This window comes from Tenacibaculum litopenaei, from assembly GCF_964514025.1.
Taxonomy (GTDB): Bacteria; Bacteroidota; Bacteroidia; order Flavobacteriales; family Flavobacteriaceae; genus Polaribacter; species Polaribacter litopenaei.
In genome coordinates this window covers 182,666-202,986 of the sequence record NZ_CAZEQT010000009.1, presented here as the reverse complement: position 1 = coordinate 202,986, position 20,321 = coordinate 182,666, and the positions used below count along the sequence as shown (strand labels likewise).

The 20,321-nt window shown below is 39.2% G+C and carries 10 protein-coding genes; 5 read left to right on the top strand and 5 right to left on the bottom strand.

Annotated elements, in window-relative coordinates; all coding sequences use genetic code 11:
* Nucleotides 1-28: 28 nt before the first annotated feature.
* Nucleotides 29-1,114: a CNNM domain-containing protein gene (locus ACKTS5_RS19145; RefSeq protein ID WP_408045495.1), complete on the top strand. Its 1,086-nt coding sequence runs from the start codon at nt 29-31 to the stop codon at nt 1,112-1,114.
* A gap of 55 nt (nt 1,115-1,169) precedes the next feature.
* Here the strand turns inward: ACKTS5_RS19145 and ACKTS5_RS19140 are convergent, their stop codons facing one another.
* From ACKTS5_RS19140 to ACKTS5_RS19130, 3 genes are all read right to left on the bottom strand, one after another.
* Nucleotides 1,170-1,823: an ATP-binding cassette domain-containing protein gene (locus tag ACKTS5_RS19140; protein ID WP_408045494.1), complete on the bottom strand. Its 654-nt coding sequence runs from the start codon at nt 1,821-1,823 to the stop codon at nt 1,170-1,172.
* Between the two features lie 606 nt (nt 1,824-2,429).
* Nucleotides 2,430-4,892, bottom strand: coding sequence for a DUF5686 and carboxypeptidase regulatory-like domain-containing protein (locus ACKTS5_RS19135; protein WP_408045493.1), 2,463 nt, complete (start codon nt 4,890-4,892; stop codon nt 2,430-2,432).
* 133 nt (nt 4,893-5,025) lie between these two features.
* The gene (locus ACKTS5_RS19130; protein ID WP_408045492.1) at nt 5,026-7,635 is read right to left on the bottom strand and encodes an AsmA-like C-terminal region-containing protein; all 2,610 of its coding nucleotides are present in this window, start codon (nt 7,633-7,635) and stop codon (nt 5,026-5,028) included.
* 123 nt (nt 7,636-7,758) lie between these two features.
* Here ACKTS5_RS19130 and queG point away from each other — a divergent pair, with 123 nt between their 5' ends.
* A complete protein-coding gene (gene queG / locus ACKTS5_RS19125; RefSeq protein ID WP_408045491.1) occupies nt 7,759-8,694 on the top strand; it encodes a tRNA epoxyqueuosine(34) reductase QueG in 936 nt (311 codons plus the stop codon).
* Between the two features lie 41 nt (nt 8,695-8,735).
* Here the strand turns inward: queG and ACKTS5_RS19120 are convergent, their stop codons facing one another.
* Complete coding sequence (locus ACKTS5_RS19120; protein WP_408045490.1) at nt 8,736-9,365, bottom strand: PAS domain-containing protein; 630 nt, start codon at nt 9,363-9,365, stop codon at nt 8,736-8,738.
* A 128-nt stretch (nt 9,366-9,493) separates the two neighbouring features.
* Nucleotides 9,494-10,120 carry a PAS domain-containing protein gene (locus ACKTS5_RS19115; RefSeq protein ID WP_408045489.1) on the bottom strand — a complete coding sequence of 209 codons (627 nt, stop codon included), beginning with the start codon at nt 10,118-10,120 and terminating at the stop codon, nt 9,494-9,496.
* 136 nt (nt 10,121-10,256) lie between these two features.
* Between ACKTS5_RS19115 and ACKTS5_RS19110 the strand changes: the two genes are divergently transcribed.
* The 3 genes from ACKTS5_RS19110 to sov are packed head-to-tail and all read left to right on the top strand — an operon-like array spanning nt 10,257 to nt 20,319.
* Entirely contained in the window at nt 10,257-12,575 is a 2,319-nt protein-coding gene (locus ACKTS5_RS19110) for an NADP-dependent malic enzyme (protein WP_408045488.1), read from the top strand.
* Between the two features lie 47 nt (nt 12,576-12,622).
* The gene (ruvA, locus tag ACKTS5_RS19105; protein WP_408045487.1) at nt 12,623-13,204 is read left to right on the top strand and encodes a Holliday junction branch migration protein RuvA; all 582 of its coding nucleotides are present in this window, start codon (nt 12,623-12,625) and stop codon (nt 13,202-13,204) included.
* 5 nt (nt 13,205-13,209) lie between these two features.
* On the top strand, nt 13,210-20,319 hold the full coding sequence (gene sov / locus ACKTS5_RS19100; protein ID WP_408045486.1) for a T9SS outer membrane translocon Sov/SprA: 7,110 nt from the start codon (nt 13,210-13,212) through the stop codon (nt 20,317-20,319).
* Nucleotides 20,320-20,321 lie beyond the last annotated feature (2 nt).

Below are 20,321 nucleotides of genomic sequence, written 5' to 3'. Positions count from 1 at the left end.
TTAGTTAATTTTACAGAAAATTTGAAATATGACCTTACTAATAATTTTTGCAACGATTTCTATTTTGTTTTCGTTTTTATGTTCCATTCTAGAAGCGGTATTGTTAAGTGTAACCCCGACTTTTATTAATTTGAAAAAGAAGGAAGGAAAAGCTTTTGCCACGCAGTTAGAAGCTCTGAAGAAAGATGTTGACAAACCGTTGATTTCGATTTTAACAGTGAATACCATAGCACATACGGTAGGAGCTATTTTGGTTGGAGCCCAAGCGAAAAAGGTATTTGGAGATGACGGAAATGGAGTAGTAGTAGTGTCGATTATTATGACGTTCTTGATTTTGGTAGCCTCTGAAATTATCCCAAAAACAATTGGTGCTACTTATTGGAAATCCCTAGCGGGAGTTTCGACCAAGGCGTTGACGATTTTAATAGTAATTTGTAAGGTTACCTTACTGCTTTGGTTTTTGCAATTGTTTACTAAAATGTTTGGTAAGGGAGGACACGGAGAAAGTGTGTTGAGCAGGGAAGATTTCTCCGCGATGACAGAAATTGCGGAACAAGAAGGTGTTTTTCAGGAGAATGAAAGTACAGTGATCAAGAATATGTTGAGTTTTAAGGAGGTGCAAGCCAAGCATATTATGACACCTAGAACGGTATTGAAATTAGCAGATGAAAATCAAACCATACAGTCGTTTTTTGAGCAAAATCAACCTTTGCGATTTTCAAGGGTACCGGTTTACGCAAATACTCCTGATGCCATATCGGGCTATTTTTTGAAAGACGAGTTGTTTTTAGCCTTGATTAATGGTAATGGGGAAGCCCCTTTAAAGTCGATTAAGAGAGATATTATTGTCGCAAAACGAGATTTGTCCATCCCGAATTTATTTGAGCAGCTTATCGAGCAACGTGAGCACTTGGCTTTAGTTGTTGATGAGTTTGGTGCAGTAAGTGGATTGGTAACCCAAGAAGACGTTATTGAAACATTGCTAGGTTTTGAAATTATGGACGAAAGTGATAATGTCGCCGATTTGCAAAGTTACGCTCGTAAGAATTGGGAACAACGAGCCAAAAGACTCGGAATTATAGAAGAAGATGCTTCAAGTGAAGAACAATCATAAAACGAAAAAGCGAGTACTAAGAGTATTCGCTTTTTTGTTGAACATCAGGATCGTATTAATAAATATATCCGTATTCACGGAGTTGGTTTTGATCTTTTAATTTAAGTAGACTGCCATTTTTTAGTACCCGAATACTATCTGCTAACTCCAGTACAAGCTCGTAGTTGTGATCGGTAATGACAATTCCTTTGAGGGCTGATTTTTCTCTGATAGCATCGGAAATTGTTTTCACGTTTATTGGAGAAATACCATTGAAGGGTTCGTCGAGTAGTATAAAAGCTGCTTCGGTGTTCAGTATCATCAATACCTCAATAATCCTGAGTTCACCCCCTGATAATTCCTTAACTTGGCTAGACAGATACGGCGCAATATGTGGATTGGTATACAGTTTTTTGACCTCACTTTTAGCACACATGACCGTTAGTAGCTTTTTGATGGTCGCATTTTTGGGTAAAAAGTTAGATTGAGGTAGGTATTGAATACGTCGGTGTTGTAAGGTTCCGTTTTTAACAATTTTAGTATTGATTTTTTGGAATTTGAAGTCTGCTTTTACAGACCCGAAAATTATTTTTAGCAAGGTTGATTTCCCTGTGCCATTTCTGCCTAATAAGGCGATAATATCTCCAGTTTTACAGGAAATAAATAGATTGTTGAGCAAAGGCACGCCATTTTGCGTTTTTGTTAAGCTGTCTACGTGAAGATAATGCATGTTACGGTTGTTATTGAAGAAATGCTAAGACTGAGAAAGATCGTGGTTAACCACAACTTGATTTTACTGAGACCTAAATTATAGTAAAAATAATACTCGTCCTTTAATGAGAGTTCGTATATGAAAAGATGAAAGGCGAGGTGCATGAGTATAAATATAAAATTGAAATTCATTACCATTTGTTGCGTGGTGAATTGCAATTTAAAAGCCGTTTTAAAAAATACAGCTACCGTGAAAGTAATGAGCATGGAGGAAGGGAGGCTTCCCAACATAATTTTACGTTGAAAAACGGAAATAATTCTTAAAAGTCGCATTTTTTTAAACAAAAAAACGAAAAATTTGTAATAAACCGTCAAAGTTAGTGCCCCGAAAATATAAAGGAATGTTAAAGTTGTCGAGAAGGGAAATGGGGAAGAGCTTGTGATAGCATTGTAAAAAACTATTTTAAGCTACGTTGTTTTTGATTTTTAGGGAAGAGGGGGCGGTGGTTCTCGAATTATAAAAAAGCAGCTAGTTCGTAAAACTTCTCGAACTAGCTGCTTTTTGGTACAGAGCGCCTGTCTTTGTCAAGCCCTGCTCATTTACCTGTTTTGTGAACTTATAAGGTTAAAACTTTATACCGATTAAAAACCTGTTCTCAGCCTGACCGTTGAAGTTGGAACGCACGTAATCAAAGCGTAACAAACGCCATTTTCCAAACCCAATATTGTCTAATCCGACATTGAACTCAGTATAGGGCTTGTTACCTGCGGTATAAAGTCCTTTAAAGCCACCTACTAAATGAAAGTTCAGCTGGTTAATTAATGGGATTTTACTCAATATGGCTCCTTTAAAATTTTGTTCTACATGTACCTCTCCAAATTTGTCGTTAGTACTGAGTTGGTAATAAGGCAATGCTAAAAATCCGTTGAGATAATTGTCGTTGGGAGCGATTAGCAAGCGATTGCCATTAAAGTGTGCATAATCCATAAATGGAAGGTCTTTTTGTTCTAAGAAAATCCCTCCACGGAGTTTGTATTTAAACTGTCCCCAAGTTCCTAGGTTAAAACGCTGGTCCAATCTAGTTTCAAAGTAGTCAGAGTTCCACTCGTCATTGCTAGCTCCAAAGTTTTTGCGATACCCCAAGTACAATCGCGGGTATTTGTTGGAGTTTAGGTTTACCTTAGATTTTGGATATGACATGTATTTTTGGTCAAATCGAATGGTGAGGCCTAAGCGCAAGCTCCAAATAGAATGAGCTTCAAAACTACTGCTAAAGTTATTCGGTTGCTGAGGGTTATTGCTCGTGTAATCCACATCTTTTTGAGGGAACATCACGTAATTAGTGGTGTTGAACAAGGGGTTTCGCTTTGCGTATTCCAAGCTCGAAGAAAGTTTAAAACCGTTAAACAACTCTTCGCTATAGCCGATCTTAGCAAAGCGTTTTTCATAAATTTTTAGGTAGTTGCGTTCAAAGAGCACCGAACTTACGGTATTCCAGAATTTGCTGATAGGAGCGTTGCTATTAAATTGGCGGGTTGTAATTCCTCCTGAAACGTAGTAAAAAGGTCGGGTAATTCTGTTTCCGCTGTAAGAGAAGTATCCTACAGGGCGAAACTTTTTATCAGAAAAGCCATAGTTTCCAGCAATGCCAAAACCATAGGACTTTTTATCTTTCAATTCTTTCGTAAAATCGATATTGATTCCCGTGTTCCAACCTTGTACTGTGTTGAAGTTTATTCCAAAAACAGGTGATGATACATTTACCGACCATTTTTTGTAACTGTTGTCATAGGTGTATCCCATAGCTAAATTCATCAGGTTGAATTTATTGCTCTTCGCATCGATGGAGTCGAGGTATTTTTTCGATTTTCGCACGACTTTGATACTGTCTTTAAGCTGGTAGTCTGCAACTTCTTCTTTGGTTAGTGGAACTGTTCTGATTTGATTCCAATAGCTAGTGTCTTTTTCCGTGGCGTTTTTAGAAAAGGCCAACACCTCATTACTAAACGATTTTTTTGTAAAATCAGGCTCGAAATTGTAGTTCGAATACGCGGCAGAAAAACGCCCGTCAAAATTGATACCCAGCATCCCCGCTTTAAAATCGATGGTTTGCGTGGCAATAGCCCAGGTATTGTTCTGTTTGTTAAAACGGTAGTTTTGTTTGATAAATAGATTTTTAATCATGGGAATCCCCGCCTGTGCTCCCGTTAAATTTACATCTGCTCCGTAAATAGACCAGTCGTCTTCCACGATGTAAAGATGTCCGTTAAAAACAGGATCATTCTGGCGCTTGGGAAGTAGCTTAATCTTATTGATTAACTGACCGTTTTTATCGTAGAAGGTTCCCGCTAGCTTGTAGTTGTAATAACCAAAGGCACTGTTAGCAATCGGTGAAATCATTTGACTTTGACCGAGGTCGAAAGTATTGTTGTAAAAATCGAAATTTACATCCTCTGCTTGGTTAAAGCTGATACCGTTGTCTTGTCCAGAAACTTTAGAGGCCACGATGTATTCGTTGAATTTTTTAGGATTGTCTTGCGATTTGATCTTCGAAATGGTTTCAGAAAGGTATACAATACCGCTTCTAGTAGAATCGAGCCCTCCGCCAAAGTCTCCTACTTCTTGACCCAAAAAACGCTTTGGTGCATTCTTTATTTTAAATAAACCTCGTGAATAAAAGTCGGCTGTAAAAGATCCGGTTTTCGCTCGGTTTTTTTTCTTGTTGGCAATGGCCTGACGGATAATGTTATCCGCAGGGTTTTCATTGGCATCAATCTGCACTTCTTCCAGAGATACTTGCTCTTCTTGAAGTTGTACATTCAGCGTAGTGGGGGCCGTACCAACCGTTACTTTTTTCTTTACAGTTTTGTATCCGAGGAATTGAAAGGTGATTTCGTACGTGCCGGGTTTGGCTAGGTTTAAGCGATATTCCCCGTTGTTGTTGGTTGTGGTTCCCAGACCACTGTTTTCAATATAGACACTTACAAAAGGGAGTTCTGTATTTTTTGTGTCGGTAACTTTTCCTTTAACTTGAGCAATAATACTGCTCGTAAGCAGAAAAAAAATAAGCGTAATGGTTCTATTCATATTCTAGTTAGTAAAATTAGTTTGTAAGCAAACTTACTTGTTAAAAACCAGCTTGCTAGCTAATTTTTTGTTAAAGAACTTACAAATATTTCTTATCGTATAGACGCTTATTTTTTTTCTTTGGTTGCCTACATTAATTCTTTTTTTTGGTTTTCTTTTTTCCGAAGAGTCCTCCGAGAACATCTTTTACCTTGTCAACGGTTTTGTCCGTTCCTTTGGTATCTCCTTTGGTTTTGTCTTTTTTGGTACCTCCCAACAAGCTATTGAGCGTATTGTTGACGAGCTTGTTTTTTTTCTTTTCAATCAGCTGTTGGCTCAACTTAGTGATCGATGATGCGAGGTCAGTTTGTACGCTAGGATTGGTCATAGAACCTTTAATAGCAGCTGTAATCGGCACTTTGATATTCTGATCTTCCGGACTGAGCTTACTCAATATTCCTGAGGCTTCCTTTCCGAGGTACTTTGCAGGAACTTCAAGATTAACAGTATAATCCATACTCTGGTCAAAACCATGTGTACCTCCGATACTGATACCGATATCCTCATAGTTTAATTTAAAGGGGGCCACCTTCACTTTTCCTTCCGAGAAAGAAAGCTGGGTTTTTACCTTGCTGAGATCGAGTTTACTGAGGTCAATAAACGATAGCTTGTCGTTTAATAAGCTGAGTGCTTTGGTTTTTTCTGGGTTAATTTTGCTGGCTAATAATTCGGCCAGGGCATTTCCTGAAATACTGTTTAGGTCCGGTGTAAACTCTTTGGTAAGCTTACCTTTCAAGGCGATTTCAGAGTTCAGTTTACCGTCAACGGCTCCAGCAATAGGACTAATAGATTGCAAGAGGTCCATACTGGTAAACGATTGCGCGATGTCAAAGGTATTGATACCTAATTTCATGTCGAAAGTAGGTGTTTTTTGTTGCGTACTGATTTCTCCGTTAAAGGCAACGCGACCCTTAAACATATTTGCAGAAACGTTTTGCAATACTGCTTTTTGATCTTTTATCAAGAGTGTTCCTCGTACATTTTTAAGTTCGAGGTTATCGTATACTACTTTTTGAGCGTTTGCAATTAGTTTACAGTCTAAAAATGCAGGGATTTTTAAACTTTCACCAGGAGCCGGAGTCTCTGGTTCTTCAGGACTGTCTTCTTTGCTTGGAGGGGCCTGCTCTGAATTAGCCTGCATAAAGTCACTTACGTGAAACTCCTTGGCATCTAAAGCGAAGGTTCCTTGTAAGGTTCCTTTGGCTAATAAAAAGCCTAAGAAGTTTTGTAATTTACCCTTGGCACTGAAATCACTTTTTCCTGAGGTTGCTTTAAACTCAGTTAACGAAATTGTTTTTGGGCTAAATTGAACTGTAGATCGTTGTATTTTTATAGGATTTACCACGTCTTTAGAAGAAAACTCAAAATCGTTCAACCCGATGGTTCCCGTGTTTTTTATGCGTTCAACGTTGTTCTTTTTGATGGCTTCTACATCGAAGCGCGTTTGTAAATCAGCATTGACAATACCTTGCAATTTAGTGTTTTCAGGAAGTGGATATGCTTTGTGGATATTTCCTAGATTAACGCTCCCCTTTAACGAGGCGTTTACATAAGGATTGCTCAGTAAGTTGCTAGCCTTTCCAGAGCCAGAAAATTTATCTTGGTCTATTTGAAAGGCCAGGTTATTCACTGTCACAGCAGTGTTTTTTAAATTTCCTGTTTTGTTGTCTATGTGGACATCGATAAAAATATTTTCGATGCTTTTAGGTAATTCAGGGTATTTGAACGAAGCGTTAGTAGCATTCATAGCAATATCGAATTTTGGAATGCGTTTTTCGTCTATAATACCGTTAATAGCTCCTTTAACACTAAAGTTTCCAGTGGTCTTTACTTGGTTGATGTTTTTGGCATATACCTCTGGTAAGAGCGCTAAAAAGTTTTTAAAATCCGAAGAGGGGGTACTGAAATTCAAAGCAACTTCTTGATTGTGGTCATTGAGTTTTACAAAACCGTCAAAAACAAGAGGTAGCTGATTGAGGTGTGCCTCGTTTTTCAAAAATGAAAACTTCATGTTCACCAAATCCATGGCGAGTACGGCAGTCAGGTCAATATGTTGTTGTTTGGCGTATGAAACACCATCCATAGCCAGTGAAATAGCAGCGTTGGTACGCGTAGAAAGTTCGGAGTTTTTTTGTGAGAAATCTCCGCTCCCTCTGTGCTGTAGGTCCTCGACGAGCACACTAATTTTGGAAACGAGATCTTCGTATAAAACACGGGTATCTGTTATGCTGTACTCTTTGATAGACAGACCAAAATTACTCGGTTCGGTATCGGTGGTAGCGGTGGTTTCTTCGACGGTTGTTTTTTTGGCGATATCGTAGTTCGCTTTTCCTTGTGCATTGGTATGGATATTCACTTGAGCACCATCAATGCCAAAGGACTGTATGGACAATTGCTCAGAGCTCGCCTTAAAGAGTTCCGTTAATCGTAGTTTTAAGTTGATACTTTTTGCGTATACTAAGGTGTCGCCTTCAAAAGGAGCGTGGTTAATCACGGATACTCCGCTTAATTGTACAGAAGCGTTGGGGAAATTTCTTAATAAACTCAGATCTCCGTCTTTGAAATCAACGGTTGCGTTGAGGTTGTTGTTAACGGTTTCTTTTACGAGCCCGATAATTTTATCTTGAAACAACAACGGAATGCTCACTAACAGGATGAAGAGCACTAAGAGGAGTCCACTAATAATTTTGATCGCTTTTTTCATGGAGGAAAAGGGTTTATAATTAAGATACTAACGGACAAAGTTCAGTATTTATTTGTTAAGATAGCGCTAAGAAAACTATAAAAATAAAAGAATTGATAATTTTGCATTTTAAAATCTTGTAAGGTGACACAAAAGCAACGGTATTCTCAGTTTATTAAAGAACAAGCAACTCGGCTTGGTTTTTTGGGCTGTGGTATAGCCGAAGCTACCTTCTTGGAAGCTGAAGCACCGCGGTTGGAAGCGTGGTTAAAGGAGGGATACCAAGGTGAAATGCACTATATGGCCAATCACTTCGACAAGCGTTTAGATCCGAGGTTGTTAGTTGACGGTGCAAAATCTGTCATTTCATTATCGTATAACTACTTTCCAGAGCAACAACAGGTTTCGGAGAGTTATAAGTTGTCAAAATACGCTTATGGGCAGGATTATCATTTTGTAATCAAAGAAAAGCTGCGCGAGTTGTTGCAGCTCATCAACGATGAAATAGGTGAAGTTTCCGGTAGGTGTTTTGTCGATTCTGCTCCCGTTTTGGAGCGAGCTTGGGCGGAACGTGCTGGGTTGGGGTGGAATGGAAAACACTCACTGCTCATTCAAAAGCAGCAAGGGTCATTTTTCTTTTTAGCTGAGCTGATTATCGATTTGGAATTGGAGTACGATGCTCCCTTTCAAACCGACCACTGTGGAAAATGCACGCGTTGTATTGATGCCTGTCCTACTCAGGCTATTTTGCCCAACAATACTATTGATGGAAGTAAGTGTATTTCCTATCTAACCATAGAACTGCGCGATGCAATTCCTACTGGGTTTCAAGATAAGCTAGACGATTGGATGTTTGGCTGTGATGTGTGTCAAGATGTATGCCCGTGGAACCGCTTTTCAAAACCGCATCAGGAACCTTTATTTCAACCTCAAGAAGGCTTGTTGGAAATGGATAAACGAGACTGGCAGGAACTCACGCAAGAGACCTTTAGTAAAGTATTTAAAAAATCGGCCGTTAAACGAACAAAATTCGCTGGGTTGTCGAGAAACATCCAATTTATACAAAAAAAAACCACCTAATTGTACATCAGATGGTTTGCTATTTAATAAGTATCGGTATGTTATAAAAAATCTCCAAAGAAAAACCAGTTTAATCCTTTTTTAAGTTTATTGTTCTCGTTTTCTTTTTCATTTTCTGGACTCGCATTTTTTGCCATTTCTTCTTCAAATAAATCCACGACAAATTCATCGTATCCTTTTTGAACCTCTTCGCTTAAAAATGCTTGGAAGTACAATTCACTCGCTTTTTCACCTTTCACCTGTTCAATTTCTAACAAGGTTTTGTACAAAGGCTCAATTTTGTTGATAACACTCTCTGGAATGGCCTTACGACGTCCAGTAAATCCAGTAGCTTCACCGGCTTCATTTCGTTCGATTTCGAAATCGGTAATCACCCAGTAATAACGTCCTGTACGCGACAAGTTTTTAACAATGGCATGAAAATTCTCTTCTTTCTTTAAGGATTCCCACAACACTTTAAAAACCACTTTAGGCATGTCTGGGTGGCGAATAATATTGTGAGGTTCACCAATAAGTTCCACTTTGTTGTACTCAGAGGCTTCTTCAAAAGCGTCGTTCATATACAAGATGGTTCCGTGTAAATCAGTTTTACTGATGATAATTTGGGATTTATCCCATTTTACTTCTTCATCAATAATTTTTGAGGGTCTGGGGGACAAGTTAGTATTCATTGCTTTTATGAGTTTTAATTTTAAAACAAAAATAACTCTTTTATAACAAAAAACATAGGAGAAACCCCTAATGATTCGGGTTTCGTCCTATGTTAAATATCAACGATATACTTAAGGAAAATAGTTAATTATTCAAAGTCTCCGAAGAAAAACCAGTGCAATCCCTTCTTAAAATTACTCTTCTGTTCTTCGGGCTTTGTATCTTTTTCTTTTTGATATTTTTCTTTTTTGCTTTCTTCCTCAAAGAGGTCTACTACAAATTCGTTATAACTCTTGCCGACTTCTTCATTGAGATAAGCGTTAAAATACAATTCACTCGCTTTTTCGCCTTTCAATTTTTCGATGTCTAATAAGGTTTTGTATAGCGGTTCAATTTTTTGAATTACGCCTTCCGGAACGGCTTTTCGTCTACCGGTGTAACCGATCGCTTCTCCGTTTTCGTCTTTGTCAATTGTAAAATCGGTAATTACCCAATAATACCTTCCAGTACGGGTGAGGTTTTTTACAATTGCGTGAAAATTTTGTCCTTTTTTTAGGGCATCCCACAAGGCCTTAAAAGCAACTTTAGGCATGTCGGGATGTCGGATGATATTGTGAGGTTCTCCTACTAATTCAATAGCTGAGTATTCGCAGGCTTGGGTAAATACCTCATTTGCGTAGAGGATGGTTCCGAATAAATCAGTTTTACTGACAATAGTTTTTGTTTTATCCCATTGTACTTCTTCATCGATAATTTGTCGCGGGGTCGTTTCCATACTTTTGGTTTTTTGGTTATTACGGAACAAAAGTCTATCAATTAATGCGAATTAAATATGACTTTTATCATGTTGCAAATTATTTTACTTCATTACAAACCGTATATTTGCAGGTTCAAACAAACAACAAAGTATTATGAGCGAATCAAGAAAACGACGTGAAGCACTGTTGTATCATGCTAAGCCTCAACCAGGGAAGATTTCAGTTGTACCTACTAAAAAGTACGCGACACAACACGATTTGTCACTGGCCTATTCACCAGGGGTAGCAGAACCTTGTTTAGAAATTGCAAAAGACAAAAACAACGTATATAAATACACTTCGAAAAGTAATTTAGTAGCAGTAATATCGAATGGTACTGCTGTACTCGGATTGGGAGATATCGGTCCGGAAGCCTCTAAGCCAGTAATGGAAGGGAAGGGGTTACTGTTTAAAATTTTTGCAGACATCGATGTTTTTGACATCGAAGTAGACGCTACAGATGTGGATAAATTTGTAGAGACTGTAAAGGCTATTGCACCTACTTTTGGAGGGATTAATTTAGAAGATATCAAAGCTCCAGAGGCCTTCGAAATCGAAACGCGCTTAAAGGAAGAACTCGATATTCCTGTAATGCACGACGATCAACACGGAACGGCGATTATCTCTGCAGCGGCGCTTAAAAATGCTTTGGAGATTAATGGGAAAGACATAGAAAAGGTACAAATAGTAGTGAATGGAGCAGGAGCTGCAGCAATCTCATGTACTCGTCTTTACTTAGCTTTAGGAGCTAAACGCGAAAACGTTGTCATGTGTGATAGCAAGGGTGTTATCCGTAAAGACCGCGATAATTTAACTTCGCAAAAAGCGGAGTTTGCAACAGACAAAGATGTCAACACTCTCGAGGAAGCAATGCACAATGCAGACGTGTTTATCGGATTGTCAAAAGGAAATGTCGTTTCACCAGAAATGTTATTGTCTATGGCTAAAAATCCAATCGTGTTTGCTATGGCAAATCCAGAGCCGGAAATCGCCTACGATTTAGCTATTGAAACTCGTGATGATATCATTATGGCAACCGGTAGGTCGGACAATCCTAACCAGGTGAACAACGTTTTAGGATTCCCGTTTATCTTTAGAGGAGCCCTAGATGTTCGCGCCACGAAAATTAACGAAGAAATGAAGATGGCAGCGGTACACGCTTTAGCTGATTTAGCGAAGAAGTCCGTGCCAGAGCAAGTAAATATCGTATACGATGAGGTGAGCTTATCGTTCGGGAAAGATTACATCATTCCGAAACCTTTTGACCCTCGATTGATTTATGAAATTCCACCAGCAATTGCCAAAGCAGCCATGGAGTCAGGAGTGGCTAAAGAGCCAATATTGGATTGGGATAAGTACCGTGAGGAACTCATGGATCGTTCAGGAACAGGAAGCAAGGAAATCCGTTTATTACACAATAGAGCTAAAAAAGATCCTAAGCGTGTCGTGTTCGCAGAGGCAGATCACTTAGATGTGTTGAAAGCTGCACAGCGTGTTTACGAAGAGAAATTGGGAATGCCAATTTTATTAGGTAAAAAACAGGTGATTGTAGAATTGATGGAAGAACTCGGATTCTCGGGTGACGTTCCGATCATCGATCCGAAAACTGACGAAGAAGAGGAGCGCAGAACGCGCTATGCACAATTGTTCTGGGAAATGCGTCAGCGTAAAGGAATTACTTTCTTTGAAGCTGAGAAATGGATGCGTGAACGCAATTATTTTGCGGCAATGATGGTAAATACTGGAGAGGCAGACGCCTTGATAACGGGGTATTCACGACCTTATGCTTCTGTGGTGAAACCGATGTTGGAACTCATCGAAAAAGACAAAGGTGTAACCCGTGTGGCAGCGACGAACTTAATGCTGACCAAGCAAGGTCCGATATTCTTAGCAGATACTACGATTAATATCAACCCAACTGCCAGAGATTTGTCAAAGATTACACAGTTGACTTCGGTACTGGCACGTATGTTTGGAATGAAGCCAAATGTAGCAATGCTAGGGTTCTCTAATTTTGGATCTGCAAAATCGGAGAGTTCTAAAAAAATCCGTGAAGCAGTAGCCTATATTCACCGCAACTATCCGAATGTGGTGGTAGATGGTGAATTACAAGCTGATTTTGCTTTGAATCCTGAGTTGTTAGCAAAGGAGTTCCCATTCTCGAAACTCAACGGTAAAAAAGTGAACGTTTTGATATTCCCGAATCTCGAAGCGGCAAATATTACCTACAAACTCATGAAGCAGGTAGACGGTGTAGAATCTGTAGGGCCTATTTTATTGGGAATGAGTAAACCGGTACACATAATTCAATTAGGAGCAAGTGTTGACGAAATGGTAAATATGGCTGCTGTGGCAGTGGTAGATGCTCAAAACAAAGCCTTGCAACAACAAAATGACGATATTTCTAAAGACCTTGATAACGAGGGTTTTTAAAAACAAATAATTTTTCTACTTTAGACAACGCGAAAAAAAAGGAATAGATGATTACACAATTAAGGGGAAGACTTGTTGAAAAAAATCCAACCGATGTAGTGATAGACTGCAACGGTGTTGGATACTTAGTACATATTTCTTTACAAACGTTCTCTGCCTTGCCGGTAGAGGAGAATGTCGTGTTGTACACACATCTGTTCATTCGAGATGACGCACATACTTTATACGGTTTTAGTACCAAAACAGAACGCGAAGTTTTTTTGCTTCTAGTATCGGTTTCTGGGGTAGGTCCTAGTACTGCCAGAACCATGCTTTCGTCAATGACTTCAGAGGAAATTCAACAAGCAATCGCATCGGAAAACGTCAAACTAATCCAATCAGTAAAAGGAATTGGAGCCAAGACAGCGCAACGAGTGATTGTTGATTTGAAAGATAAAATTTTAAAAACCTTTGATTTAGGCGAAGTTTCTGTAGTACAAGACAATACGAATAAAGAAGAAGCGTTATCTGCTTTAGAGGTTTTAGGATTTGTTCGAAAGCAAGCCGAAAAAGTTGTGAATAATGTATTAAAAGAAACTCCAGAAGCTAGCGTAGAACAGCTTATTAAACTGGCGTTAAAAAACTTATAAGAGAGTTGAAAAAGTCATTTAGGAATAAATTATTTACAGCACTTACTTTATTAGTAAGTGTTGTTTCGTTTTCACAAAGTGGTACTACTAATAACACCCAAGGTCAAAAAAAAGACACAGTAATACCGCTGAAATACAATTTTAAGTACAATCAGAAAGGGAAGTTGTTTTTGAACAACCCCTCCAAAATCCAAGTAACTTATGACAAGGCGCTCAACAAGTTCATGATTGTAGAAAAAATTGGTGATTACTTCGTAGGTGTTCCTATTTACATGACTCCCCGAGAGTACGAACAGTACCGTTTAAAAAACGATATCAAGTCGTATTTTAAAGAAAAAATTGACGCTACAGATTCTCGAAAGAAAAAAGGAAAGAAGGCGAGAAAGAATTTATTGCCAAAATACTATGTAAATTCTAAGTTTTTTGAATCTGTATTCGGAGGAAATACCGTAGAGGTCATCCCGAGAGGTCAGGTAAATATCAAACTAGGAGGGGTGTATCAAAATAATGAAAACCCTCAAATATCCATCGATCAACAAAGTAGTTTTACCTTTGATTTTGATCAACAAATTAGCGCTAGCTTACAGGCGAAAATTGGTAAGCGATTAAAAGTAACCGCAAATTACGATACGCAGAGTACTTTTGATTTCCAAAATTTAATCAAGTTGGAGTACACGCCAACGGAAGACGATATTATTCAAGGAATTGATGCCGGTAATATTAACATGCCTATTAAAAACTCCTTGATCAACGGTGCACAGGCCTTGTTTGGGGTAAAAACCGAACTTCAATTCGGGAAAACCCGTGTGACTGCAGCTTTCTCACAGCAAAATTCTCAGTCGAGAACTGTGGTAGCCGAAGGAGGTGCCACCATAGAAGATTTTGAATTGCGAGCTACAGATTACGACAACGATCGACACTTCTTTTTATCGCAGTATTTTAGAGAAAACTATACCGAGGCATTGAAAGATTATCCTCTGATCAATAGTCCTATCAATATTACGCGTATTGAAGTTTGGGTGACTAACCGAACGCAAAGTGTTACGGACTACAGAAGTATAGTCGCTGCAGCGGATATTGGAGAATCAAATACCTCGGCCACCTCTGACAATCTCGTAAACAATACCGTAATTGATCCAACCGTAGTGCCAATCACTGCTGCAGGTAAAAATTTACCGTATAACGAGGTGAATAAAATTAGCCAGTTACTTACTGATAACGGACCTGTACGTGATGTGGCAACCATTCAAAATGCCTTTAATGGGGTCGGAATTACTCCAGTAACGCAAGGAACGGACTTCTCATATTTACAAAATGCGAGAAAACTACAATCAAATGAATATAAATTGCATCCGCAATTAGGATATATTTCGTTGAATAGAAGACTGAATGATGGAGAAGTACTCGCGGTAGCCTATGAATATACCGCAGTAGGAGCCACTCAAGGGGCAGCTTCTTCTACCCAAACGGTTTTTAAGGTAGGTGAATTTTCGAATGATGGGGTCGTAGCTCCAAAAAACTTAGTAGTGAAACTCTTGCGCAGTGAGATTTTAACCACTACTCGACCTACAGATCCTAGCAAAGCATTTCCTACTTGGCGTTTGATGATGAAAAATATCTATGCCATTGGAGCTTATCCACTGCGAAAAGAAGGATTTCGTTTCGAGCTACTCTACCGTGACGATCAAACGGGAACCTTGCAAAACACCTTACAGAATGCAAGTACTCCAGATTTAGCGAAAAGACCTTTAATGCAGATATTTCACATTGATCGCTTAGATCAGAGTCAATCGGTTATTTCAGGTGGAGATGGTTATTTTGATTATGTAGAAGGAGCAACGGTAAGTTCAGACAAAGGGTATATCATATTCCCAGATCCTGAACCTTTCGGAACACCGTCTTATTTGAATACGAGTTTAAATACTGCCGATAGAACTAAGTACATTTTCAACGAGCTTTATTTGACCACGAAAATTCAGGCCAAAAACGAATACCAAAACAAAGACAAATTCTTCTTAAAAGGATACTATAAAACGGAATCGAGTAGAGGGATTTCTCTTGGAGCTTTCAATATTCCGAGAGGATCTGTAAAAGTTACTGCCGGAGGCCGTGTTTTGGTGGAGGGAGTTGATTACGTAGTAGATTATCAGCTGGGACGCGTTCAAATTTTGGACCCAGGTTTAGAGGCTTCAGGAACTCCGATTAATGCAACTGTTGAAAACAACACCTTCTTTAATCAACAGCGAAAAACCTTTATCGGTATTGATGTAGAACATCGTTTTAATGAGAATTTTACCATTGGAGGTACCTTCTTAAATGTGACGGAACGCCCGATTACCCCAAAAGTGAATTTTGGTGGTGAACCCATTGACAATACCATGCTCGGGTTCAATTTGGATTATTCATCGGAGGTACCGTATTTAACGAAGTTAGCCAATAAGTTACCTTTTGTTGAAACAGATGCCCCTTCAAAGGTTTCTGTTCGAGCCGATATGGCCTACTTACTACCAGGCTCACCGAGCGGAATTGATGTAAACGGAACAGCGACCTCTTATCTAGACGATTTTGAAGCTTCTCAAATACCGATTAACCTGAGTGCTCCTCAACAATGGACACTTGCGAGTACACCGGAATCACAAGGTTTGGAAGCAGAAGGAGCGCTCGTAAATAACTTGGCTTACAACAATAAACGTTCAAAGATTGCTTGGTATAACGTAGATCAACTTTTTTACGGAACGACTAACAGACCGGGAAGTATTGATGAGAATGAATTGGCCCGTGATGAGGTTCGTCAAATTCGTTATGAAGAACTCTTCAATATTGACTTAGATATCACCCAGCAAAATATTGTTCGTACGCTTGATTTAGCTTACTATCCTAATGAACGTGGACCGTATAACTACAATACCAACACAGCAGATGTTGATATTGATGTGGCCAACAACAAAGTGACCATGAAAAAACCCGAAGAAACTTGGGGGGGAATCATGCGCCCACTAACGACCAACAATTTTGAGCAAGCCAACGTTGAGTACATACAGTTTTGGTTAATGGATCCGTATGATAATTATTCGATTACTGCGGAAGAAGGATTGCCAGCAGGGGTAGACCCAAAAAATCCAGCCAATCAAGGGAAGTTATTTATCAACTTAGGAAATATTTCGGAAGATATTTTACGTGACGGTAGTAAGCAATACGAAAACGGACTTCCGGAAGACGGTGCAAAGAACAACGGTTCGAATGTACGTGGATCTGTTTGGGGATATACTCCTATCAATCCATCCATTTTATACGCGTTTGCGTCGGATCCTAATGCGCGCGTTAATCAGGATGTCGGTTTGGACGGATTGAACGATGCGGAGGAAAAAGCAAATTTTGGAACGGGAACTGGTTTCCCAGCAGAATATCGCGCACTTGCCGATCCATCAGGAGATAACTTCCAATTCTTTAGAGGAAGCGAGCTAGATGCAGCCAATGCTTCTATTTTATCGAGGTATAAAAATTACAACAATACCCAAGGAAACTCACCGACTCCAGGGCAATCACAGGAGAGCTATCCTACGTCTTCCACTACCTATCCCGATACGGAAGATATTAACAAGGATCAGACCATGAATCCAGTGAGTAGTTATTACGAATACGAGATTCCGTTGAGTAGTGCAGAGTTAAACAAGGGAATTGGATTTAACAATATCGTGGATGTTAAAACGAGTTCAGTAACCTTGACAAATGGAACTACGCGTTCTACACGTTGGTTCCAATTCAGAATTCCAGTAAAAGGAGGTACGCCAATTAATGGTATTTCTGACTTTAATAGTATCCGATTCGTACGTATGTTCGTAACTCAGTTTAAAATGCCTGTTGTACTTCGTTTTGCAGAGCTAGAACTGGTGCGTAGTGATTGGCGTCGTTACACTAAAAACTTAACTAACCCTAGTGACTTACGTGACTTCGAATTAGGAGTGGTAAACATCGAACAAAACGGTGATATCTACCAACTGCCTCCGGGAATTCAACGTGAGCAATTGCAGGGGACTAACCGTATTCAACGACAAAATGAACAATCAGTAACCGTTCGCGTTAAAAATTTACCTGCGGGAGAAACGAGAACGATTTATAAAAACATCTCCATTGATATGCGTCGTTATAAAAACTTACGCATGTTTTTACACGCCCAAGCCATTCAAGGGGGAGTTTCTAATGATGAAATGGCAGCAGTAATCCGACTAGGAACCGACCTAGAGGATAACTATTACGAAATTGAAAAACCATTAAAGCTGTCCACTTCTAACAGTTCACCTTTGGAGGTATGGCCAGAAGAAAATAATTTAGACGTTATCGTCAAGGAACTGGCGAACCTAAAAGTAGAACGTACAGGGAGTGCTACAGCAGTGTACTCGAGTACTAGTTCAAATGGACTAAAGATTTCTGTTAAAGGGAATCCTACCTTGGCACAGGTACGCACGGTAACGCTGGGAGTAAAAAACAACGCCTCGTCAACCAAAACTATTGAAGTGTGGTTTAACGAATTGCGCTCAGTGGGATTTGATAACAAAGGCGGATGGGCCGCAGTGGTGAATGCCGATGCCAACCTAGCAGATGTAGCAAATATCTCTTTAGGAGGGCGCATGTCTACCATTGGATTTGGAAATGTAGAAGACCGCGTTCAACAGCGCAGTTTACACGAAACAAAACAGTACAACGTAGCAACTAACGTACAGCTCGGAAAAATGATGCCGAAAAAATGGCATTTACAAGTACCGATGAGCTATAGTTACGGAGAAGAATTTAAAGACCCGAAGTACGATCCACAGTTTCAAGATGTAGAACTTAAAGATGCGATTGATAAAAACCCAAATAGTAAAAATGCTCAGGATTACACGAGGAGAAAGAGTATTAGTTTTATCAATGTAAAAAAGAATAGAAATCCGGAGAGTAAGAAAAAACAAAAGTTTTACGATGTGGAGAACTTCTCAGTATCGTACTCGTTTAACGAAGAGTTTCACAAAGATTACAATATTGAAAAGTACGTCAATCAAAACCTGATGGCAGGAGCGAGCTACAGCTTTAACTTTAAACCATTTGTTGTGGAGCCGTTTAAAAACTCGAAAACGTTTAGCAGTAAATACTTGCGATTTATACGAGATCTAAACATCAATCCGGTTCCGAAATCGATTGCCGTTAACTCGAGAATTACGAGAAACTACAGTACGCAACGCTCTAGAAACTTGATCGAGGGCTTACCGGCGCAACCAGAATTGAAACAGCGCAACTTCTTGTTTGATTGGGATTATACTATCGGATTTGACTTGACCAAATCGCTCCAATTGAATTTCAATGCGAACAATAACTATATCTACGACGGTTTTGGGCGCAATGAAGATTTAGAAATTTACGATAAGTTTTTCAATATTGGTAGGCCTAATAGCTACCAACAAAAGCTCAATGCGACCTATAAAATTCCGATTAACAAATTACCGTATTTGAGTTTTGTTACCGCAGATTACGGATATACAGCCGATTTTGACTGGAGAGCTTCTGCAGAGAGCGTTGTCGATAAGGTAGGTAACATGATTCAGAATGCGAATACTCACAATATCAATACGACCATTGACTTTGGAAGGTTCTACAAGATTTTGAATCTCGAAAAGCTCTTGGTAAAAAAGGCTAAGAAAGCTCCAGTTAAAAAAGGATCTATCAAATTGGGTAGCCAACAGACGGCCGGAAAACTCAAGCTCAAGAAAAACGCGAGCATTGGGCAAAAGGCACTTAAAGGCTTATACGATGTGCTAACTTCAGTGAAACGCGCTAAAATTAGTTATAGCCAAAACAACGGTACCTTACTTCAAGGATACAAGCCTTCAGTTGGATTTTTAGGAAGAAACAACTTTGAAGGAGGACAGGCACCGACCTTAGGATTTGTTTTTGGTAGTCAATCGGATATTTTACAGACAGCCATAGAAAACAATTGGTTAGTGACGAGTAACCCAGGAGATCCGTATTACAGTAAAAATTACGGAAGAACCAGTAACAATAAGTTAGATTACAATATTTCGATTAAGCCATTAAAGAACTTAACCATCGATTTACGTGGTAACAGAATTCGTACAAGTCGCTTAAATCAGCAGCTAGATATCATTCCGGATGGAAGTGGAGGTTTCCAACAAAATCCGAATATCAAGGCTTTTGAAACTGGAAACTTCAGTATTAGTCACTTTATGTTAGGAACGATGTTTACAGATGGAGAAACGCTTTACCAAAATTTCCGTCAATACAGACAATCGATTACGACTAGGCTAGCGGCGAGTTCAGGATTGGCTGTAGGCAACTTTAAATCGAATGGGCAACAAGTAATGTTACCAGCGTTCTTGGCGGCCTATTCAGGTACGGATCCTAACTCGGTAAACACAGGAATTTTCAGAAACATCCCGATTCCGAACTGGACCTTGAGGTATAACGGGTTGATGGGCTTTAAATGGTTCAAAAAGAACTTCTCATCATTTACACTTACCCACGGGTACAAATCGTCGTATACGATAGGGAATTACACCAACAATTTACAATATGGAGACGCGAGTAATCCAGGCTTGAATACTTCGGAAAACTGGCAACCGCAAACACTTATTTCCTCGGCAACGTTGATCGATGAGTTCTCACCGCTGATTAAAGTGGACTTCCGAATGAAAAACTCTTTTTCGTTTAAAGGGGAGATTCGAAGAGACCGAAGTTTAACCTTGAACTTCAATAACAATACCATTACAGATATAAATGGTACAGAATACGTAATTGGATTTGGATATAAGATCAGAGATGTTAAATTTGTAACCCGATTTACAGGGAAGAAAGAAACGTTGAAAGGAGATATTAATTTAAGAGCAGATATCTCTTTGCGCGATAACCTCACCCTCATCAGAAGTGTGGATACAAACAACAATCAGGTGACCGGTGGAGAGCGGTTGTTCGGAATTAAATTTTTGGCAGATTACAATTTGAGCAGAAACTTAACAGCTTCGTTCTATTACAATCACCAAACGTTTAACTACGCGATATCGACGACCTTCCCAAGACAAGCTATAAACGCAGGATTAAACATCGTATATAACCTAGGAAATTAAAC

Coding starts and splice junctions, on each gene's coding strand:
- ACKTS5_RS19140 (WP_408045494.1), bottom strand. CDS start 1,823: ATGCATTATCTTCACGTAGACAGCTTAACAAAAACGCAAAATGGCGTG.
- ACKTS5_RS19135 (WP_408045493.1), bottom strand. CDS start 4,892: ATGAATAGAACCATTACGCTTATTTTTTTTCTGCTTACGAGCAGTATT.
- ACKTS5_RS19115 (WP_408045489.1), bottom strand. CDS start 10,120: ATGGAAACGACCCCGCGACAAATTATCGATGAAGAAGTACAATGGGAT.
- ACKTS5_RS19110 (WP_408045488.1), top strand. CDS start 10,257: ATGAGCGAATCAAGAAAACGACGTGAAGCACTGTTGTATCATGCTAAG.
- ACKTS5_RS19130 (WP_408045492.1), bottom strand. CDS start 7,635: ATGAAAAAAGCGATCAAAATTATTAGTGGACTCCTCTTAGTGCTCTTC.
- ACKTS5_RS19145 (WP_408045495.1), top strand. CDS start 29: ATGACCTTACTAATAATTTTTGCAACGATTTCTATTTTGTTTTCGTTT.
- ruvA (WP_408045487.1), top strand. CDS start 12,623: ATGATTACACAATTAAGGGGAAGACTTGTTGAAAAAAATCCAACCGAT.
- ACKTS5_RS19120 (WP_408045490.1), bottom strand. CDS start 9,365: ATGAATACTAACTTGTCCCCCAGACCCTCAAAAATTATTGATGAAGAA.